At 43.3% G+C, this 20,278-nt stretch carries 12 protein-coding genes; 2 read left to right on the top strand and 10 right to left on the bottom strand.

What is annotated here, in order from left to right; all coding sequences use genetic code 11:
• Window positions 1-8: 8 nt before the first annotated feature.
• On the top strand, window positions 9-860 hold the full coding sequence (locus tag B4G94_RS08890; protein WP_286858354.1) for a sialate O-acetylesterase: 852 nt from the start codon (window positions 9-11) through the stop codon (window positions 858-860).
• 121 nt (window positions 861-981) lie between these two features.
• On the opposite strand, the gene B4G94_RS08885 is transcribed toward B4G94_RS08890, so the two are convergent.
• From B4G94_RS08885 to B4G94_RS08855, 7 genes are all read right to left on the bottom strand, one after another.
• Window positions 982-2,124: an AhpC/TSA family protein gene (locus B4G94_RS08885; protein ID WP_286858353.1), complete on the bottom strand. Its 1,143-nt coding sequence runs from the start codon at window positions 2,122-2,124 to the stop codon at window positions 982-984.
• A 32-nt stretch (window positions 2,125-2,156) separates the two neighbouring features.
• On the bottom strand, window positions 2,157-3,578 hold the full coding sequence (locus tag B4G94_RS08880) for a PKD-like family lipoprotein (RefSeq protein WP_286858351.1): 1,422 nt from the start codon (window positions 3,576-3,578) through the stop codon (window positions 2,157-2,159).
• Between the two features lies 1 nt (window position 3,579).
• Window positions 3,580-4,392 carry a DUF4843 domain-containing protein gene (locus B4G94_RS08875; RefSeq protein WP_286858350.1) on the bottom strand — a complete coding sequence of 271 codons (813 nt, stop codon included), beginning with the start codon at window positions 4,390-4,392 and terminating at the stop codon, window positions 3,580-3,582.
• Window positions 4,393-4,403: 11 nt separating this feature from the next.
• Window positions 4,404-5,891: a RagB/SusD family nutrient uptake outer membrane protein gene (locus B4G94_RS08870; RefSeq protein WP_286858348.1), complete on the bottom strand. Its 1,488-nt coding sequence runs from the start codon at window positions 5,889-5,891 to the stop codon at window positions 4,404-4,406.
• Window positions 5,892-5,965: 74 nt separating this feature from the next.
• Entirely contained in the window at window positions 5,966-9,340 is a 3,375-nt protein-coding gene (locus tag B4G94_RS08865) for a SusC/RagA family TonB-linked outer membrane protein (RefSeq protein ID WP_286858347.1), read from the bottom strand.
• A gap of 112 nt (window positions 9,341-9,452) precedes the next feature.
• Window positions 9,453-10,649, bottom strand: a complete 1,197-nt coding sequence (locus B4G94_RS08860; protein ID WP_286858346.1) for a FecR family protein — start codon at window positions 10,647-10,649, stop codon at window positions 9,453-9,455.
• Window positions 10,650-10,715: 66 nt separating this feature from the next.
• Entirely contained in the window at window positions 10,716-11,303 is a 588-nt protein-coding gene (locus tag B4G94_RS08855) for an RNA polymerase sigma factor (protein WP_286858344.1), read from the bottom strand.
• Window positions 11,304-11,661: 358 nt separating this feature from the next.
• Between B4G94_RS08855 and B4G94_RS08850 the strand changes: the two genes are divergently transcribed.
• Entirely contained in the window at window positions 11,662-13,305 is a 1,644-nt protein-coding gene (locus B4G94_RS08850) for a trypsin-like peptidase domain-containing protein (RefSeq protein WP_286858342.1), read from the top strand.
• Here B4G94_RS08850 and B4G94_RS08845 read toward each other — a convergent pair.
• The 3 genes from B4G94_RS08845 to B4G94_RS08835 form a co-directional block, all read right to left on the bottom strand.
• On the bottom strand, window positions 13,302-14,936 hold the full coding sequence (locus tag B4G94_RS08845; RefSeq protein WP_286858341.1) for an alpha-L-fucosidase: 1,635 nt from the start codon (window positions 14,934-14,936) through the stop codon (window positions 13,302-13,304). The genes B4G94_RS08850 and B4G94_RS08845 overlap by 4 nt on opposite strands.
• 252 nt (window positions 14,937-15,188) lie before the next feature.
• The gene (locus B4G94_RS08840) at window positions 15,189-16,793 is read right to left on the bottom strand and encodes a RagB/SusD family nutrient uptake outer membrane protein (protein WP_286858339.1); all 1,605 of its coding nucleotides are present in this window, start codon (window positions 16,791-16,793) and stop codon (window positions 15,189-15,191) included.
• Between the two features lie 16 nt (window positions 16,794-16,809).
• Window positions 16,810-19,917, bottom strand: coding sequence for a SusC/RagA family TonB-linked outer membrane protein (locus tag B4G94_RS08835; protein WP_286858338.1), 3,108 nt, complete (start codon window positions 19,915-19,917; stop codon window positions 16,810-16,812).
• Window positions 19,918-20,278: the final 361 nt, after the last annotated feature.

The following is a 20,278-nucleotide window of genomic DNA, read 5'->3' as shown; positions in this document are numbered from 1 at the left end:
AATTCACCATGCAACAAAAATTTTCTAACATTTTGCAGCTTCTTATTCTATATTACAGTTTAACTGCAACAGCAGCTTTCGCCCAAGACAAAAACTTTCATATATACCTTTGTTTTGGACAATCCAATATGGAGGGCCATGGCCAATTCGAACCACAGGATACCATCACCAATAGTCGGTTCCACGTACTTGCGGCAGTAGACTGCCCCGAATTGGGAAGGCAGTACGACAAGTGGTCTCCCGCCCGTGCACCGCTCACGCGTTGTCATACGGGACTTACACCTGCAGATTATTTTGGCAGAATGCTTGCAGAAAATCTTCCCCAAAATATCGAGGTCGGTGTCATCAACGTTTCGGTAGGTGGTTGCCATATTCAGTTATTTGATCAAGACAGCACGGCCAGCTATGTGGCAAAGGCACCGGAATGGATGAAATCCATGCTTGCAGCTTATGACAATAACCCGTATCAAAGACTTGTAGCATTAGCCAAAATAGCACAACAGAAAGGTGTAATCAAAGGCATCTTACTTCATCAGGGCGAATCCAACACTGGCGATCGCGAATGGCCTAATAAAGTAAAAAAAGTATATGGAAATCTATTGCGCGATTTGCACTTGAAAGCAGACGAAGTGCCCCTACTTGCAGGCGAACTCCTATCGGCCGAAGCCGGAGGCAAGTGCGCAAGCATGAACAGCATCATCCAGACATTGCCTGCCACTGTACCGACAGCACATATCGTCTCCTCAGCAGACTGTGCCGGCATTGGCGATGGACTGCACTTTAGTCCGGCAGGATATCGGCAACTGGGCAAAAATTATGCGACCAGCATGCTTAAGATTCTGAAGAAAACACAGCAATAAAAAAGCTAGGGATTCAATCCCTAGCTATAATATATTCCCGTCGTATTGAAGATCATCAATGTATGTATCTTTCATATACGGCATCATTCCGTTCACGGGTCAATGAACATGCACTAGCTCCTTAGTTTCCAAAAATTTTGGCCAATTCCTGATGCAGCAGTTCTCCTTTGATATTGATCGCAACAATGTTTCCTTTCGGATCCACCAGATAATTCTGTGGCACAGCACGTACGCCATATAATACTGCAGCCTCATTGCTCCAGCCCTTTAGATCTGCAACATGTACCCAAGGCAATCCATCATCCTTAATCGCTTTTATCCAGGCATTTTTCCCTTTTGTATCATCCAGGGATACAGCGAGCACTTCCAATCCCTTACTTTTATATTTGTTGTATGCCTTCAATAAGTTGGGGTTTTCAGCACGACAAGGACTACACCAGCTTGCCCAAAAGTCGATCAGCACATACTGGCCTTTAAAATCGGATACTTTGACCATTTTCCCATTTGTGTCCGGTTGGGAAAAATCAGGAGCCTTATTGCCAATTTTCACACTCCTTTCAGCTAGAAAGCGTGCTTCCAGCTGCCGTGCATTCGTCATTTGGCGTACCTCCTTGGACAATTTTAAAAATAAAGGTTCAATCTCACTGAGCTTACGTTTATTGGCCGCATCTATAAGAGCGTCCACCGCAAAGATTGAACTCGGATTTTTTGCTGCAAATGCCAGTTCCTTTACCCGACGTGCTTCAAACCGAGCTTCAAACTTTTCGTGAATCGCTTTGTACTGTTCATTGGCGTCAGCTGCATTTTTATCTACAGTGGCAAAAGCTTTATTTCCGGCATCAATAATATCCATGAAACCACCGCCAATTTCATTTAAATAAGCGACATACGCATTATGCAACGGCGACCCTTTTATGGCAGCGGTACGCAACGAATCTTTGATAGTCATGTTGTAAGTCTCATTGGCCAAATAAAAGTATAAACGGTCACCAATATTCTGTGCGATCAATTTTCCTTTGCCCTCTTGATCAAAAACCATTCTTGAATAAGCAGGCTCCTCTACTGTCCCTTTAAAACTAAACTTACCATTCACAATAGCAGACGAATCCGATGCCGGAAATCCATCTTTTGTATAATCCAGATACACTTTTTTACCATTGAAAGCTTTTGGTACACTTCCATTGATCTGGAAATTTGCTTGCTGCGCAAATGATGCCACGGGTAAAAATGCCAGTGCCAAAGCTGCTATTTTTAAATTTTTCATGTTTATATGATTAGATTTTATTTTTATTCTTTTTACTTACGCCAGGTCATGTCAACAGGATTTCCCGGAATACCCTCGATTTTTTTGACAAGCTCGCCATTTTTACCGACTTGAATATCGAGATAATAGAGTGTTCCTACTGATCCAACAATAAGAGTATTCTCATCATCCTCCAATTTGAGCATAGTGACCTCGCTCTTAATAGCTGTCTTTAATAGCTGCACTTGTTCACTCAAAGGGTTGTAGCGAAAAACTTGATTTTGTACTGCAACGTAAATATAACCACTACGACTTGCCAACATTTTTGTATCAGCGGTGATCCATTCTGGCCGTATAAAAAGTCGTTTATGACCCGAAGTGAAGTTAAATGGCCCCGAAAAGTTCACATTAAACATCAACTCATAGATTTGACCAGTTGCATTTTTCACATAAGCGTAGGTGTCCGCATTATTGATCTGCACCAACTGCAACAAGTCCATACCTACATTAGTAGGATTAAAAATAGCTGAATTAATCGCACTATACTGCGTTCCAAAATACATCGGTGACCCATAGAGATTAATGCGGACAAATTGTTTCTTATTTTTTTCAAAAGCAATGACCGTATAATTGTTGTTAGCTGTCGAAAGCACAAATTTCGAAGCCAAGTCATACTCCCCATCCGCATACGTACCAAACATCCCATAAGTTGCCGACTGATCCCATGTTGTTGTTGCTCCACCATAGAATTTATCATTGATTACACCCAATAGAACCCCTTGTGGATGCGCCTGAAGATTCCCAACCTTAATGGTCGAAGGAGCTAAAAAGAAATTATCGAATAAAGTCCCAGGCTTTAAACTCTCCTTTTTTAGGGTATTAACATTCAAGCGAACTCCGGCTTGCTTCGAAATAATCCAATACCCTAACGGCGTATTGCCTGTAAATTGGTTCCTTACATAGTGCAACTGCAAAGGGTCTACCGGTAGAGGTTGCCCATTAATAACTTCATAGATATTAGGCTGAACACTGTTGTCAGGTTTAATAAAAGAGAGTTTACCAGTACCCTGATCCTGAGATAAGACCAAAGTACCCCTAGAAAACTCTGTCACCCCCTGGATTTTAAAAGGGTAAAAATATTTCATCCCATTAGCTTTGTTTGTTACAGTAAGCCGAGCGGTATAACGTTTTGCTTCTAGACCAAAAACTATCCTTAGCGCATTCCCTTTATAATGGTTGGCTTCTGGCACAAGGGCCTCCGGAACATCAATACGCCAGTCACATTCCAGATCTTCGGTAGCTATACCTGTAATTTTAGGCTGTACAATAAGACTATCGCCTGTCATTGCTTCATAGAGCGTATCCAAATTTTGTAACACCGGTGACTCAGGCATATCGATAACATAATTTCCTTTGTCCTTATAGCAGGCCGCTAACAAACTCAATACGACAATGCTTATTATCAACTTTTTCATTTTATCTAAGCTCCTTTCCTGATTCATCAATAAAGAAAAATTTACCCACGCCAGTATTTTTTTTCAACTGAATTGGTCGATTGGGATTGTCCTTATGGTAGAAGATATAGCTTTGACCATTATCCCTGCTTTCCAACACATAGCCTTTTTCAGGATGGTCCGCTACCCATTTAAAAGGATCATTAAGCATAATGGTCAACAAATTGGCAAAGTAGAGGTTCTTTGGAGCATCCAATCCCTCGGTGGACAGCTGCCGCTGTTCTGTTGCTATAAAAAACAATTGATGCCTTACCCTTGAATATTCACCCAATGGCGACCAATTATCCCACCAATTTGGTTTTTCCAGTTGTGCCGAAAGAACGATATATGTTCGTATCAGCCGCGGATCATCAATACCGAAATCTGGGCTTGCTTTCAATTTTAAGATAAGCGATACTGATTTTTCTTCTAAATCCCTGGTATTATGGATAATTAATGGGACATAGCCAATTCCGCGATCTGCTTCCAAGGGATATTCTGCGAACAATGCTTCATAATGTTCACTACTCCGTGCAGTGGAGGAATCCTTCTCCACGTAAACCTGAAAATGGCGCTGATCTCCCATCCGATTGCCCATTAACCGAACAGGGATATAAAGTGTATCCGATGCTCTGGTCATTTCATAGGCAAAAGTATATACGATACTATCGCGTGCTTGTGAACTCAGATCGAAATAAACATTAGCAGCTGCGTCGTATGTTTTTAGTTCTGTTTTCTGACAAGAAAAGAACAGGAATAAAACAAATGGCAGCAGTATATAACTATTTTTTTTCATTCTATTTTATATTAGCGTTGTCCATAAGTTATTTCATCACTCGGCAATGGCCATACAAAGATTTTTTGGTTTGCTGGAATGACGGTGCCTTTTTCTCCAATAATAGGAGCGTTTAAACGCTTATAAGCATAAAAAAGCTGGCCTTCGGCATACATCTCCTTACGGTATTCCTTGAGTAATTCTGTGCGGAATTTTGTCACCGTCGATACGTCAGCAGGTTCTCCTATACCGCGCTGTATGCGCACCTGATTCAGATATTGTGCCGCTACAGTAGGGTTGCTTTCATAGTTACATTCCGCAGCAATATAGTAGAGCTCGCTTAAGCGTATCGCTGGCGCCATTAGATAGTGCAGATTAGCCTCAAAATCATCGCTGAATGTGTTTCTATTGTATTTTACCAGCGAACTTAAAGCCGTAGTGCCCACACTCACCGAACCGAACCATTGGGTATAACGCAGATCACCGCCGCCGTTTCCACCGACTTCATATATTGTCCGTCCCTCTTCTTTATCCAGATTCATCCGCCCCGTACTAAACCATTCTTGATTATACTCCAGGTTCATTCCGGGAATATACCAGGCAAATAAAAGCTCTTTATAAAGAATCCTGTCCTTCTTATCCTCCTTGACGGATTGAAAATCAGTGTTATTTGTCCAAGGAAATTTCTTGGACGCAATGACTTCCAGCGCATTTGCTAAAGCGTTGGATTTATCTCCTTTATAGAGATACACCCGGGCTAGCGCACCACATACGGCATAATAATTCAGCCGATGTCTCCTATTTTGCAAAAAGAGACTGCTACTGCTCAATTCCGAGTTCGCCAATGTGTCCCTTTCTGTTGGATAACCTACCACATAAGAAGCCGCGCGTATTGGATCTACCTTTAATAAATCTTTCGCGATCGTCAGATCTGCAATGACAGAATCCAGCACTGCGGACACTTTGCTCAAGGGCGTCGTTTTATTTGAATATTTTGTAACATAGGGGATTGCATCTGCCTGCGCATTCACGATAGGTGCTGGAGCAAACAAACGTAAGGCGTCGAAATGAAGGAACGCACGCAAAGCCAGCGCCTCACCCTTGATCAAAGCATAGTTGTCTCCAACAAACAGATTTCTTTTTCCATCGATTTCGGCTAATAAAAGATTAGCATTCACTATCCCATGATATAAACCTTTCCAAATATTGTCTTTGCGATCTTTAAAGTCACCGTCATCGTATAAAAATCGTGCGGTCTTTTGATAACGAAGAGGATCATTGTTTGGAATGGTATAATTCTGCACAAGGACTTCAGGTGTGCCAATTGTCAATTCTTTACCGTAGAGATCGCCGTTAGCACAGCGGGTATAGATTCCCAATAGTGCTTCCTTAAAACCATCCTCCGTAGTAAAGAGCCGATCTTTTTCGACCTCACTCTGTGGCTGTATATCCAGCCACTTCTGACAGGAAAACAGGCAGATACTGCAAAGTAAGAGGATAAATATATTTTTCTTTTTCATATGTTAGTTCGTTTGTATCAAGCAATTTTCAAGAATAAGATTGTTATCAATCTACATCTTGGTCTTAGCAAACCTTATTTAAATCTAGCCTGTAATGTTAAGGTCACTGATCGTGCAAAAGGATAGTTAATGCCCCGCTCCTCCTTCACATTAGACCAGCGAAAAATATCATTGCCAATCAGGCCTACGCGCAAACTCGCCAGCGCCAAGCGATTGGCAAAAGCTTGATTCGCATCATAAGAGATATTCAGGGATTGCAGTGTTAATAGATTGTCTGGCATCACAAAACGAGAAGATAACTCGCTTCGTCCCAAATCCTCAATACTCTTAAAAAACGTGTGATCTCCTGGATTTTTCCATCGTTCCTCAAGCACTCTGGCATCCACATTGTAACGTGGGTCTGCATTTTCCACGCGATCTACGAGGGTCTGATTATAGGTTTTGCCCCCCATACGCGTTTGGAAATAGGCGACCAACATCCACTGCTGGTAACGTAAGGTGCCCCCGAAAGACCCCTCCATTTTTGGCGTAGCTACACCAACTACCGCGATATCCCGTGGATCCCAGGTATAGGTCAGGCTACCATCTCGTTTCACAAAGACTTCCCGTCCGCTTTCAGGATCTATACCCAACGATGGAACTGCGTAAATGGCATCCATTGACTGTCCTTCCTCATAACGCAATAAGGGCACAGCTTTAAATTCATCTTTCTGCTGCTCCTCATCTGCACGTTCATTGTAACTTTTCAATGCATTGGAAATACGCACAATCTTATTACGATTTTGTACCAGATTAGCCAGCAAGCTCAATGTCCATTTCTCACTTTTGATCGCCTGCCAATTAACCCCGAGCTCGATTCCCTTATTCTCCATATCGCCCAGATTTTCCTTATAGGAACCAAATCCTGTTGAAGGAGCAATATTGATGTCCGCCAAAATATCCTTCGTAATTTTACTATAGTTACGCAGTGAAAACGTTAATTTGTTATTCCAAAAGCCGATATCTACACCCAAGTCCACCGATTGCGTCCTCTGCCAAGCAAGGTTCTCATTGCCATAATTACGCACTGTACTTCCCAATCCCGACGAGTACCAATTGTTTTTATCATAAGAATAAGTAACGCGCGACATATAAGGGTCAAATTGAACCGAACCCGTCAAACCAACAGTTGCTCGAAGGCGTAGCTGACTAATTATCTTGGTGGCAAACCATTTTTCATTGTGCATATTCCAGCCGATTCCCGTTGACCAAAAAGGTGCAGTCCGCTTATTCGCACCAAACTTTGACGAACCGTCGATGCGTAAGGTCGCATCAAACAGATAGCGGTTGTCATAACTATAATTACCACTTAAGAAAGAACCAAATAGACGAGAAGCGCCTACTTTTGTTTCGGGGCTTTTTCCCTCTTCATAACCTTTCGCAAAACCAATGTCAGTAAAACGGTCATTCGGAAAACCAATTGCTTTGAAATAGCGTTCATCATAACTTTCCGTTCTTATATTGGCACCAGCAATCATATTGAAATAATGCTTTCCTATATTTCGGTCCCAATTCAAACGTACATTCCCATCCCAATACAACTCGTCGTTGCTATAACTTCCATAGCTTCCTCTTTCATCTGCCCTAGAAGTTTCGTAGGAATAAAATTCGTTAGACAAAGGCGAACGAAAATCGTCACCCGTATTCATCCGTTTCAACAAAGAAAGCAATCCCCGAAGGCGCAGCCCCTTACCGAGATCAACGTCAGCCGAAAGGTTATTCAATAATTCGGTATAGCCCGATTTGTTATAACTGCTCAATGTTGCATCATATGCAGGATTAAGCACATACTCCTCATTTCTATTTCCTGAAGGATCTACCCTGATCCAACGATCCGACAATTGTGTGATGTTACCTTGATCATCTTTCAGTCTATAATAAGGATTCATTTTAACAAAATTTTCAAAACTACCATAAGGAGATTCACGGCCATCGACAACAGTAATGGAGAGCTCATTCTGAAAACGAATTTTATTTTTTGGATTGTAACTAAAATTTAATCCTCCGGAATACTGGTTTCTGCCGGAACCTTTCATCACCCCCGGTCGCGTTTGGTAACGCATATCCACACCATAGCGAAAAGTTTGTGCCCCACCTTCTAAGAAAACGCCATGTTTTTGCCCAACTGCTGTACGTACCGGTTGCGATAGCCAATAGGTATCTATTCCCCCAAGTACATTTGCCAGTTTATGATAGTATAATTCGTCCAATATGTCCTGCGATTGACGTTGTTTCTCACCATCATAGAGCCCTGCAAGCTTCTCATAAGCAAGCTTATCCGTTGCATTTAATAGATTATAACCTGACAAATCTGGCATATTGACATTAGTTTCATGCGTATAGGTTACCTGCAATTTACCTTCTTTGGGAGCCTTGGTGACGATTACCATTACGCCATTAGCTGCACGTGAACCGTAGATAGCACTCGCCGCCGCATCTTTCAACGTGGTGACACTCTCAATGCGCGTCATATCCAAATCCATTACTTTTTCCAGGCTAACTTCAAAGCCATCCAAGATAAAAGCTGGTAAATTCATCGTTGTCGTGACATTATCACGACGCAGCACATCTGTACTTCCACTCGGTAACGCTGAGGAACCACGCACATTAATATTAGGAAGCGCATTGGGGTTAGACCCAGCTAAATTGTTGGGCAAAATTTTAAAAGAAGGATCAAATACCTGCATGGCCTGTAGGACGTTTTGCGGATTTACCTGCCGCAGCTCCTCCCCGCTTTTGGTAATTGCTGTTCCCGTGTAGGAATCTTTTTTTAGCACCTGATAACCGGTAACAACAACCTGCTCTAGTGCATTCGCCTCTTCTTCCATCTGTACGTTGTACTCCTCTTTATTTTCGACCAAAGTAAGGCTGAAGTTTTTATAACCAACCCGACTTAATGTAAGCGGTTGCATTGTACCAACAAAGGAAAAATGTCCCTCTTGATCGGCTACTGCGATGGTATTGCCTAGCTGTGAAATATTCACTCCGGAAAGAGGCATCCGGTCTTTTCCCAGGACTTTTCCCCGGATCTGTTTTTGGATTGATTTTTCCCCTTGCGGAAGGTTTTTGGCTTCAGCTTTCCGTCGACTTGCTTTCCTTTCCAGGAAAATTGTCTTCGATTCAATTGTATAGCCGATTTCCTGCGGACTTAAAATTTTATCAAGAAATAATCTAAGGGGCATTTTGTCCGCTTTGATGGAAATTGGCTTTGCCGATTCCAACATCTTTTTGGCTCCAAGCACCTCGTAGTTCGTCTGAAGTTTGACAACCTGCAGCACATCCATCAGTGGAATATTGCGCCCGGCATAGGTTACGGTCTGCGCATTTACCTTATGGCCCAGCTGGACTAAGACAGCAAAAACTAGCCATAAAAGGGGTCTGGTCGCTTGTGAAAAACAACTTAATTTCATTAATTCTAGTTAGTTTAGTTAGGTTAGATTGCAGGATCCATTTGCTTAGATGATAGGATCCACTGCCCAATTTGTTAATTCATATTGTATGGTAATGTATAATTTTCGTTCTTTATTGCCCTCCTTTCTGTGCTTTAGGATTATTATTTTCAATGATGAGTTTCCCATCGTCCGTCAAATGATACGACAGATCCTGATCTTTTAATATTTTGAGGATGGTTGATAATTTGCTCGTTCTGAATGTTCCTCCGAAGAAGGAAGCATCAGGTACATCGCCCTTATAAACCACATCAATCGCATACCATTGGGACAGTTCATCCATGACCTGCCGAAGTGATTTTCCGTCAAAGTTAAATTTTCCGTATACCCAGGCGATTTCCTGCTGTACGTTGACCGGATGCTTGGTCAGCTCCGTTCCGGTGTTGACCGACTGATCGCCTGGCAGCAAGGTTACTTTTTGGTCTTTGATCAGTTCTTTTACCTGCACTTTACCCTCCAGCAAAGTTGTTTTTGTTTCTGTTGCTGTCTGATAGGCATTGATATTAAAGTGTGTTCCAAGTACCTGTACCTGCTGATTTTGGGTGTGGACTATAAAAGGTTGATCTTTCCGTTTTTTAACTTCAAAATAGGCCTCGCCTCGGAGACTGACCTCGCGTCTGTCTTTCGCGAATACTGTCGGGTAAGATAGTATCGTCCCTGCATTTAGTTTGACCAGAGTACCATCGGGCAAAGTGACTTCGTAAGTACCACCACGCGGAGTTTCTATCCGGGCAGATACTGCGGCGTTGATCGACGCAACCTCATGACCGTCATCATAACGTATGCCATTGCCATCGATCACGACTTGTTTTTCGCCCCCATTCAAGGCATACTGTCTGCCGTCCGAGAGCGTTATAATCGCCTGATGCGAAGCCGGAAGGCGGTCATTTACAGCCACCCGCTGCGTTTGAACCAGTCGACTGTTATCCTGATTCCAGTACCAAACGACAGAAAGGGCCAACACCACACTGGCGGCGGCAACATAAGGCCATAAACGCTTCAGTAGTCCAGACCTTTTCTTTGAAGAATGGAAGGAAAGCTTAGCTTTTATCGACTCAAAATTACGTTGCTTTTCAAAATGCTGCAAACTAGCATACCCATCACGCTGCTGCGCCTCATCCAGACAACGTTGATAGATCTGTTTGTTCATTGCGGATTCTTGTAGCCAGTTCTCCAGAAAAAAGCGGTCTCCGTCGCTAAGCGTTCCCCGCATTTCGTGGAGGACAAGCGAACTGATACGAATAAGTTTTTCTACTTCTTTAGAATCCATTTTGAACTATTTCATCTATAGATACCACACCAATTTAAAAAAGTACCAAAGGCAATAAAAAAAAAATTAAATTTTTCCAAAAAGAACGATCAACGAGAGCAGATAATTAAAGGAATCGCGTTTCAAATGTTGGCGCAGCAGGCCTAGGGCACGTAATTTTTGATTTTTTACCGTTTGAATATTTAGCTGCAATAGATCCGCAATTTCCTGATTGCTGTTGCCTTCGAGGTAGCTTAGCTGAATAATTTCACGTGCTTTTGGAGGTAGCTTCTGAATGGCATCGTATAGTTCGGCCATTGTTTCGGCATAGACAACCTCATGTAAATGGGATTTTTGATCCGGCTCCTGTTTCGCCACGTAACTATCGACCCTATTTAATCTTCGCTTCCGGGCGGTCTGGTGATTGATTCCTACATGACGCGTAGCCTGATAAAGGGCTGCCTTCAGATGTGATAAACTTTCAAAGCGCCGTCTGCTCTGCCACAAGCGGATAAATCCCTCCTCGGCAATATCTTCAGCTTCTTTACTTTCATCCACAAAACTCGATGCATATAAACAAATGCGACTAAAATAACGGTTGTATACATGCGCGCAAGCCTGCTCCTCCCCGTTTAGGAAGTCTTCAAGCAGCTCTTTTTCGCTCGTATAGTTCATCGGTAGATCGGTTTAGCAAGCAGTTAATCTTTTCGTGGATAAAGATAACTAAAAAGAATGGATACTTCCTATGGCCGACCTATTTCTAGATTTTTCCTATTATTTTTTCTTAATTTTTCTGTATTAAGCCATAAATTTTTCAGCAAACCGCATTAAAAACAAGCTAAGGTCAATAATTTATTCAGAACTGTTTCTTTACCCTTGTTTTTCTGTTAACAAATCCGCTACCTTTGAGCTGTGGCTTTGTAAAGCAAAACCTAATCCAATAAATCAACCTATTTACAGTATGATACCTTGTTCCAAAAAATTTTCTGAAAGCACTCTCCTCCAATACCTCATTATTTGGACAATTTTGTGCTTGATCACGTGTTACAATTGCTGCTTAGCACAGAGCAAGCAGACCGCTGACCGCGAGATACCGAGATCTATTATTGACCGGGCGCTAGCGGCTTCCATAAAAATGTTCGGTATAGACAGTGTGAGCGGTCAACAAAACAGTGCGCCTTTCAGTGGAGTCATCGTGTGCGCGGATGGATCTATCCTCACTGTGGCGCATTCCACGAAGCCGGGCAATTTCTATCGTGTGATTTTTCCTAATGGCAAGCAGGGTCTTGCCAAAGCGCTCGGACGACTGGTCGTCGACCAACAGAGCAACTTGCCCGATATTGCCATGATGAAGATGCAGGGCGAAGGCCCCTGGCCTTTTGCCGAGATGGGCTGGTCCTCATCCATCTCTGAAAACCAACGCTGCTTTGGGCTATCCTATCCCGAAACCCTGCCCTTCAACTTTCCCTTTCTTCGCGCTGGACGCATTCTAAAAAAAATGGATGACTATGGTTTCATTCAAAGCAGCAGTATCATGGAGCCCGGTGATTCCGGAGGCCCCTTGTTTGATGCCCTAGGCCGCGTAATTGGTCTACATAGCCGTATTGACGCTGCGGAGGGTAGCAATTTTGAGGTTCCTGTAAACAGCTATCGCATCTATTGGCGGTCGCTGACTCATCCAGCTGCGATCAGCAGTTACCCCACTGCTCCCGATTCAATCGGTAGTGATCCCTTAGCAAAAAAGCTCGCGGAATTGGGGCTCAAAAAACCAGCTCAAGATCCGAAAACAAACGTTCAGCCCATCCCCATCGGTAGTACATTAAACGGAGATCGAACGCATATATTAGGTACTGCATTTAACCTGGCAAACAATAAGCAGGTAATTTTATCCAAAAGCAGCCAGGTTGGTGCGGCGCCAATCGCCACAATTCACAACAGAAACTATGCCTTGAAGATCTTGTTCAGAGATGAAAAAAACGACCTGATAGCACTCGTGAGTGACCATAAATTTCCGGCAGTCACTGCATCGAAGATAGCCGGGCAAGGCCTTCCTGATTCCTTACTCGGAATAAAGTTGTGGTCGCTGCTTGCGGCCAATCAGCGTAAAACCGGTGTCCTCGGCATGTCGCCCCAAACATTCCCACGAATTCCCATCCCGGGAACGTTCGATGCACAGATGCAGGAAATCCAAGGCTTTCCAACATTAACAAAAGTGGACAGCATGGGTGCTGCAGACCGAGCCGGACTTCTTGCTGGCGACAGAATGATTGCATTAAACGGTCATGATGTGGCAAGCGCCGCCAAAATCAATGCCGCGATGCAACAATTTTATGCAGGTGATACACTCCAGGTTCACTTCCGACGCGGGGTGACCGAGCTACATACGAAGATCATTCTTTCCAGATGGAACCTTCGGGAAAACCCACATCCGGCCAACAACATTCCTCAAGGAAAGTCATTGCGAAGGGATAATTTTCCGCGAGTATTTATCCACGATTCACGCATTCATGCTGACGAATGTGGAAGTCCGATCGTCGATAGCAAAGGCAATTTTATAGGACTCAATATCGCACGCTTTAGTCATACAGCCTGCCTTGCTATCCCTCGAGATACAATTCTGGACGTTTTATCCAAAGCGCAACATCTAATTAGTAGCTCAAAAAGTGAAAATTATTAGGTAATTTTTAATACCGTAGAGACATTGTTTTGAACGAAGCCGTCTGGTAGGGATACTTGCAGGGCATTGTCCAGTTGCCGAAAGGAAATCCGATCATCAGTCCCGAGTAACTGTATCTGACTGACCTTTCTCGTATGGGCGGCAATGCGTCCCAATGACTTAATTGTAATTTGCTTTTCGGTCGTTGTTCCCATGATAAAGGCATACAATGTATTTCCTCTTGTCGTAAAACGGATATCATCGCCGGTAAAAGCTTTTCCCTTTCCTTCATTGAAGCCCTGTACACTCAGTGAAGGCGCTTCCTCCTGTGCCGGCCCTTCGCCAAAAATATGCCATGGACGTGTTCCAATAATGGCTTCTTTATGCACCACCATCCAACTTCCTATTCCCTCAACGACCTCCTTTGCCCGGTCGTCGATAGAACCATCACCGCGCAAGGGTACACTTAACAATAAGTTACCGTTTTTACTGACCACATCAATCAACATATGAATAACGGTTTTGGCCGATTTATAATGATTATTATCGTAAATCCGTCGATCATAATGCCACGAACCGATACAGGTACAGGTCTGCCAGGGTTGCGGTTCAATGGTATTGCTCTGTCCACGTTCAATATCCCATACCAGGCATTTCCGTTGCTGTTCATTCAGGATTTTACCGTTAATCACTACATTAACCTTACCCTTATTCGCCTGCATGCTCTTATTATAAAAGTCGGCTGCTATTTCCAGTCCAACATTGCTTATTGGATAAAGTGGCAGCACAGTATCGTCAAAGTAAACCATGTCGGGTTTGTAGTTGTCCATCAGTTCAAGGGTACGTGCTTTAAAATTTTCACAGTACATTTTGTTAGGTACGCTCACGCCGGAGGCGACATCCCAATGCCACTGCCGATGAACCATATTGTCGTCATTGCTATCCAAACTAAGTTCATGATCCTGAGCGTAGAGTTCCTGCGGATCGTAACCCGCCCACCATTTTCCTGCACCGTCTTTCTTTGTCAGCTTCCCATCATAAGGCACTCCGGCAAACTTTCCGGCTTTATCACTTCGTTGCGCCGGTTCATACCAGGTCCAGGCATGGGCCGCATGTACGCTCACGCCAAATTTGAGCCCTCGCTTTTTAGCAGCACGCTCCCAGCCGCCAACAATATCTTTTTTGGGACCAACATTGACACTATTCCATTTATGGTAGCTGCTGTGATAAAGATCCAGATTATCATGATGATTGGCCAAAGCCATAAAATATTGTGCGCCCGCATTTTTATAGAGCTCCATCAGCTCCTCTGGATCCCAATTTTCAGCTTTCCATTGATGGATCACATCCTTGAATCCAAAAACGGAAGGATGTCCATATTTTTCGACATGATACTGATATTGATCCGATCCCTCCTGATACATGCCACGTGCGTACCAGTCACCCCTTTCAGGTTGACACTGTGGTCCCCAATGGGCCCAGATACCAAATTTGGCATCCCTGAACCACTCAGGTACCTGATAGTTTTCTAGTGAACGCCAGTCGGGATGAAAAGGAGCTTTTCCCAGATAAGCTTGGGCAAGGCTAAATTTACTCAGGAAAAGGCTCGGAATAGTCGCACCGAGACATTTAATTGCTGTTCTTCTATCCATTGTAATCTGAACTTCGATTGGAATGCTTTGAGCCCAAAGTGCCGGACAAAATCATTCGGTTTATAATTTGTTATTTTCTCTAAAATCAAAAATAACTGTATTGTCCTAGGAAAGAAACTACATAATCGATCAATACTAGTACAATATCGACACCAGATTCTTTTTGTTCAGTTGATTCCCAAAAAAGGTGCCCTGAAAAGGGCACCTCCACCTAACACTAACTATGAATAAATAACCAATAACTTTCTCAGATCAATTGTTCATCTCATTACCTTTTAAATTTTTATTATTATCCAGTTCAGCTTGAGGGAAAGGATAATACATAGCTTTTGGCGACCAGCCACCTTTCTTTAAAGGTTCCAGCCAGGCGGGATCGGCCATACCCCACCGCAAAAGGTCAAAATATCGTTGATATTCGCCCAAAAATTCAACAAATCGCTCATGCACGATAATATTTTTAACGGTAGTCAACGAAATACCGTTTTTCACTAAACCCTGCGCAATCAATCCGTCTACCTCGGGAATTGTTCCATTGGATTTTTGATACCACATGTGAGGCTGCTCATCAGGAACGATATTATTGGCACGCTTACGCACAAGGTTGATATATAGCTTGGCACCGGCTATATCACCTCGTTCGTTAAGACACTCCGCATAAAGAAGAAGGACGTCACTATACCGAAAAATGCGGTCGTTATTGCCGTTGTCAAAATCCGCTATCTGCACATCTGGGCAATATTTTCTTGTACCATAGAGATCCTTATTGGTCGCCAGATTTTTCATCCAGTCCGTATAAGTGGTGACCTTACCATCCAATTGCGTAAACTTTGCGCCATTCTCGCACCATAAGGTCATAAACCTTCTAGGATCTCCATCTTCAAATTCATCATGTGCCATTTTATTGGGAGCGAGATTCCACCAAGCGCCACCGGTGCCGTCAAACATGCCGATTTCCTGCCATCGCCACGAGCTCGATATATCGTCCCCGAGCCAACCTGGCCCATTATAGAGTTGTACCTCGAAAACAGACTCCTGATTATTCTCTTTCGTTTCCAAAAAGTTATCTCTATAGGAGGACATCAATTGGTACTCCTTACTATCAATAACACTTTTTAATTGAATCTCAGCATTTGCAAAATCCGCCGTCTGTCCTTTTGCTAGAATGGGTTTATAAAGGTAAGTTTTGGCGAGATAAGCTTGTGCTGCACCTTTTGTTGCCCGACCAATCATTTTACTATCGGCATAGAGTGCGGCCCGCGTTGGCAACAATTCCGAAGCTTTTTTAAAATCATCTACGATCAGTGCGTACACAGCACCTGCCTGTGAATTGCCCGGATAGTAATCTTCGTTTGTTTCCACCGGTTTGTTAATCAGCGGAATGGTTTCTCCAAAAAGTATTCCGAGATGCAAATAATGCAACGCTCTCAGGAAATAAGCTTCGCCCAAAAGTCTATTTTTTCTATTCTGCTCTATTTCACCTGCAAAATTTGTTATACGGTCGATGGCCAAATTCGCCGCAAAAACCCCGTTCCAAAAATCTTTCCAGGTAAGGGCTGCCATCCCATCACTAGCAGGAGTATTGTACGTATCCTGATACATGGGCTCCCATTTAAAGGTATGGTTATAATCGTCCCCGGGAGCCAAAAGTTCGTAATACAAACTACGTGCATATCCCCCCTGCGTACGCCCGATCAGTGCCTGGTATGCGGGTATAACCGAATTTTCCAATTGATCTGCTGTTTTATAATAAGTATCTGTCGACAATTCCTGCGGGTTGGAGAGATCCAAATTTGGTTTACAGCTCGAAAACTGTAATAACAGAGCAGCAGCAGCAAGTTTAATATAGTGTCTGTTCATGATTTCTATTTAGTAATTAGAATAAAATTTGAATACCAAAAAAATACTCCTTAGAATTAGGGAAACTCAGTCCCCATGGGGTTTGTCCATCTATTCCACGGCTTAAGTTAGAACGTGTATCACCCGAGCCAACTTCTGGGTCGTAACCCGAATATTTGGTAAAGGTCAGCAGGTTCTTTGCGCCTACATAAAACCGTAAACGATCGATCTTCCAGCGATCAAGCGTCGGGCTAGAAAAACTGTAACCAATATTGACGACTTTGAGCCGCAGATAAGAACCTTCCTCAACAAACCTGTTCGAAGCCCTTAAATTCTGATTAGGATCACCAAGTACAGCACGTGGAATATCGGTATCTGTATTTTTGGGATACACTGTCGTTTCACCGGATACTGGATTTTTGAAGATAAGTTCTTCTGCACGGTAGCGATCCAGCGTTGAAGCAAAATTATTATAGTAATGGTACATCCCCTCGCCCCAATAGCGGCTATTGTTGTAGATGTCGTTTCCTTGACTTCCCTGCCACATCATCGACAGATCAAACATCCCTATAGCACTGTTATAGCTAACATCAGCATTGAAACCATAGCTAAAATCGGGTATTGGGCTTCCCAAAAAGTCCTTATCCTGATCATTTAAGACCTTGTCGCCATTTCGGTCGTTGAACCGTACATCCCCAAGTGCTGCATTGGGCGCAAAAGCTTTATCTTCATCCAATTGCGTTTGGTTAGTATATAAACCGTTGGTTGTGTAGCCCCAAAATTCCCCCACTGAACGGCCAACGGCCGTCCTTGTGACATTTTCTCCCCCAGGCGAGATACTTCCCCATAAAATTTCATTATTGTTGCCCAGGCTCAGCACACGGTTTTTCACAAAAGAAATATTGGCGCCGATACGATAGCCAAAATTACCTACCTGATCTTTGTACGATGCCAAGATATCCCAGCCCCGGTTCCGTATGCTGCCGGCATTCAGCACGGGAAAGTTGTTGACATAGCCGGCGGTAAACGAAATGGGTACATTGATCAGCATGTCCTCCGTCTTTTTATTATAGTAATCGACAGTCAGTGCCAACTTATGATCAAAGAGTTCCAGATCGAGACCAAGGTCAGTTGAATACTGACTTTCCCATTTTACATTCGGATTGGAGGGTGTCTGTGGCAGGGCACCCGTGACCATCACATTGTTCAGGTAATACCAGACATGATCGAAACTAACCGTCCGTTGATATTGATATTGTGCAATATCCGAATTCCCCAAAAGCCCATAACTACCGCGTAGTTTCAATTCGCTGATCGCAGGAAAGGCCTTCATAAATGATTCCTGGCTGATCCGCCAGCCTGCTGATACCGAAGGAAAATTGCCGTAACGGTATTGGTTGCTAAAGTTGGCCGATCCATCCCGTCGCATATTAAATGTCAACAGGTAACGATTGTCATAATTATAGTTGATCCGACCCAACATCGAGTACATGGCCGATTGCCCTACACCTGATCCCACAAGACGGGAACTGGCCAAGGAAGCCGAATTGAGGATCAAAACATCTGGACTGGGCAAACCACGGGCACCCGCGTTTACAGCATTGTATCGCGACTCTTCCGAGGTGATCCCTGCCAAAGCAGAAATCGCATGTTTTCCAAAATTATTTTCATAAGTCAGCGTATTTTCAAATAACCAGCGGTTATTCTGACTGCTGGATATATTGAGCTCATCAGGACTATGGTTTTGATATTGACCGACCGAGTAGTTGCCGATATATCCCTCATTCCGCACACGGCTAAGGTCTATTCCCATGTTAAATTTATAAACCAGTCCTTTTATGATTTCATAGGTAGCCCAGGCATTGCCGTTTACCGAAAAATTGTCATTGACATTTTTGTTGAGATAAGCATTTGCCAAAGCACTCTGTACATCTGTTCCATTCCCTGCTCCTGCAAATCCTGTGCTGCTGTTCGCATCGTACAACGGTAATGTCGAGGACCACTTTTGTGCATCGATGATATTTTTATCGCTCCAGTTACGACGGGTATAGCCCAAGGATAGTGTTTCACCTATTTTGAGTTTTCCCTTGGTAAAATCAGAGATAAATTGGGCCCCATAATACTTGTTTTTATCCTGAATAATAATGGATTTGTCTGTAGCATAGATACCGCTCAGCCGAAAATTGGCATTTTGAGATCCGCCCGAAACCGAGAGATTATGCCTTTGGTAATTGCCAGTCTGCAACAATTCATTCATCATATTATACCCCTGCCCGATGGCGGACGGTTTGGACAAAGCGGCTAGATAGTCTTGGCGCGAAGGATCTTTATTGTACATTTCCTCATTAATCAGTTCGGCCAATTGTTGACCGTTCAGGAGGGGCACATTGTGAGAAATATTTTTGATGCCGGCGAAAGCATTGTAATCGAGCTTCACATCCCCTGCTTTACCCCGTTTTGTGGTGACCAAAATAACACCATTGGCCCCCCGGGCACCATAAATGGCACTTGAAGCAGCATCTTTCAGAACCTGGATGCTGGCAATATTATTTTCGTCGGGCATAGCTCCACCGATCATTCCGTCAACCACATAAAGCGGATCAGTTCCGTTAATGGATCCAACACCACGGATACGGATGGCACCATTGGTTACCTGCACCCCCGGCACAGCACTCTGAAGCGTGGCAATCGTTCCTCCGGGGACTTTCACAAGATCTTTGGTATCCACAACAGCAATAGAAGACGTCAGATCGACCTTCTTCTGCTTACCGTAGCCCACCACCACAACCTCATCTACCGCAATTTCTGAAGCCACAAGCGGGATACTGATTTCCGAAGAATTACCGATTACATATTCGACATGATTATATCCTACATTGGATACAATAATGGTTTCGCCTGGATTGAGCTTGAGTACAAATTCGCCTTTCTCATTTGTGGATGTACTGAGGGTTTTGTCCTTCACTTTGATCGATGCCCCGATAATCGGTTTCCCTTGATCGCTTACGATCTTTCCGTGAATGACTTTTTCTTGAGCAGACAGTCGCCCAATGGACATTAACATGGAAGCCATTAACAACCATTTTACTTTCCTGTTCCTTTCTTTAGGAAAACAAAAGAAAGAAGACACATAATTTCTGTTCATAATCTTATTTGAGATAAATGTCTTATTGCCCCTAGAGGCGAGTACCTGGTTATTTATTTACACGAATTGGTTGTTACTAGCATACTGACTGTAGGCACTAAAAGAATACAAGATGCATTGCTAAAAATCCATTGTTCCCATTCTCGGATCATTCATAAGAATGCGCTAGCGGTTCGCCAATTGGTTATTAAGCAAAGCTATAGGTTTCGAAAAAATGACCTTGCAACAAATAATTAAAAGAAGGGTAAAAATGTCTAAAACCAATAAATTAACAGGTTAATGCCAGGTGTCTTCAATACAAGTTCAGACCCTTCTTCCAAATTTCGATTCGCAGGAGGTATAATCAATATAACATCAATAA

Source organism: Sphingobacterium sp. UBA7625 (genome assembly GCF_002484085.1).
GTDB lineage: Bacteria > Bacteroidota > Bacteroidia > Sphingobacteriales > Sphingobacteriaceae > Sphingobacterium > Sphingobacterium athyrii.
The sequence above is the reverse complement of the archived record's forward strand: the minus strand, read 5'-3'. Positions and strand labels throughout refer to the sequence as shown.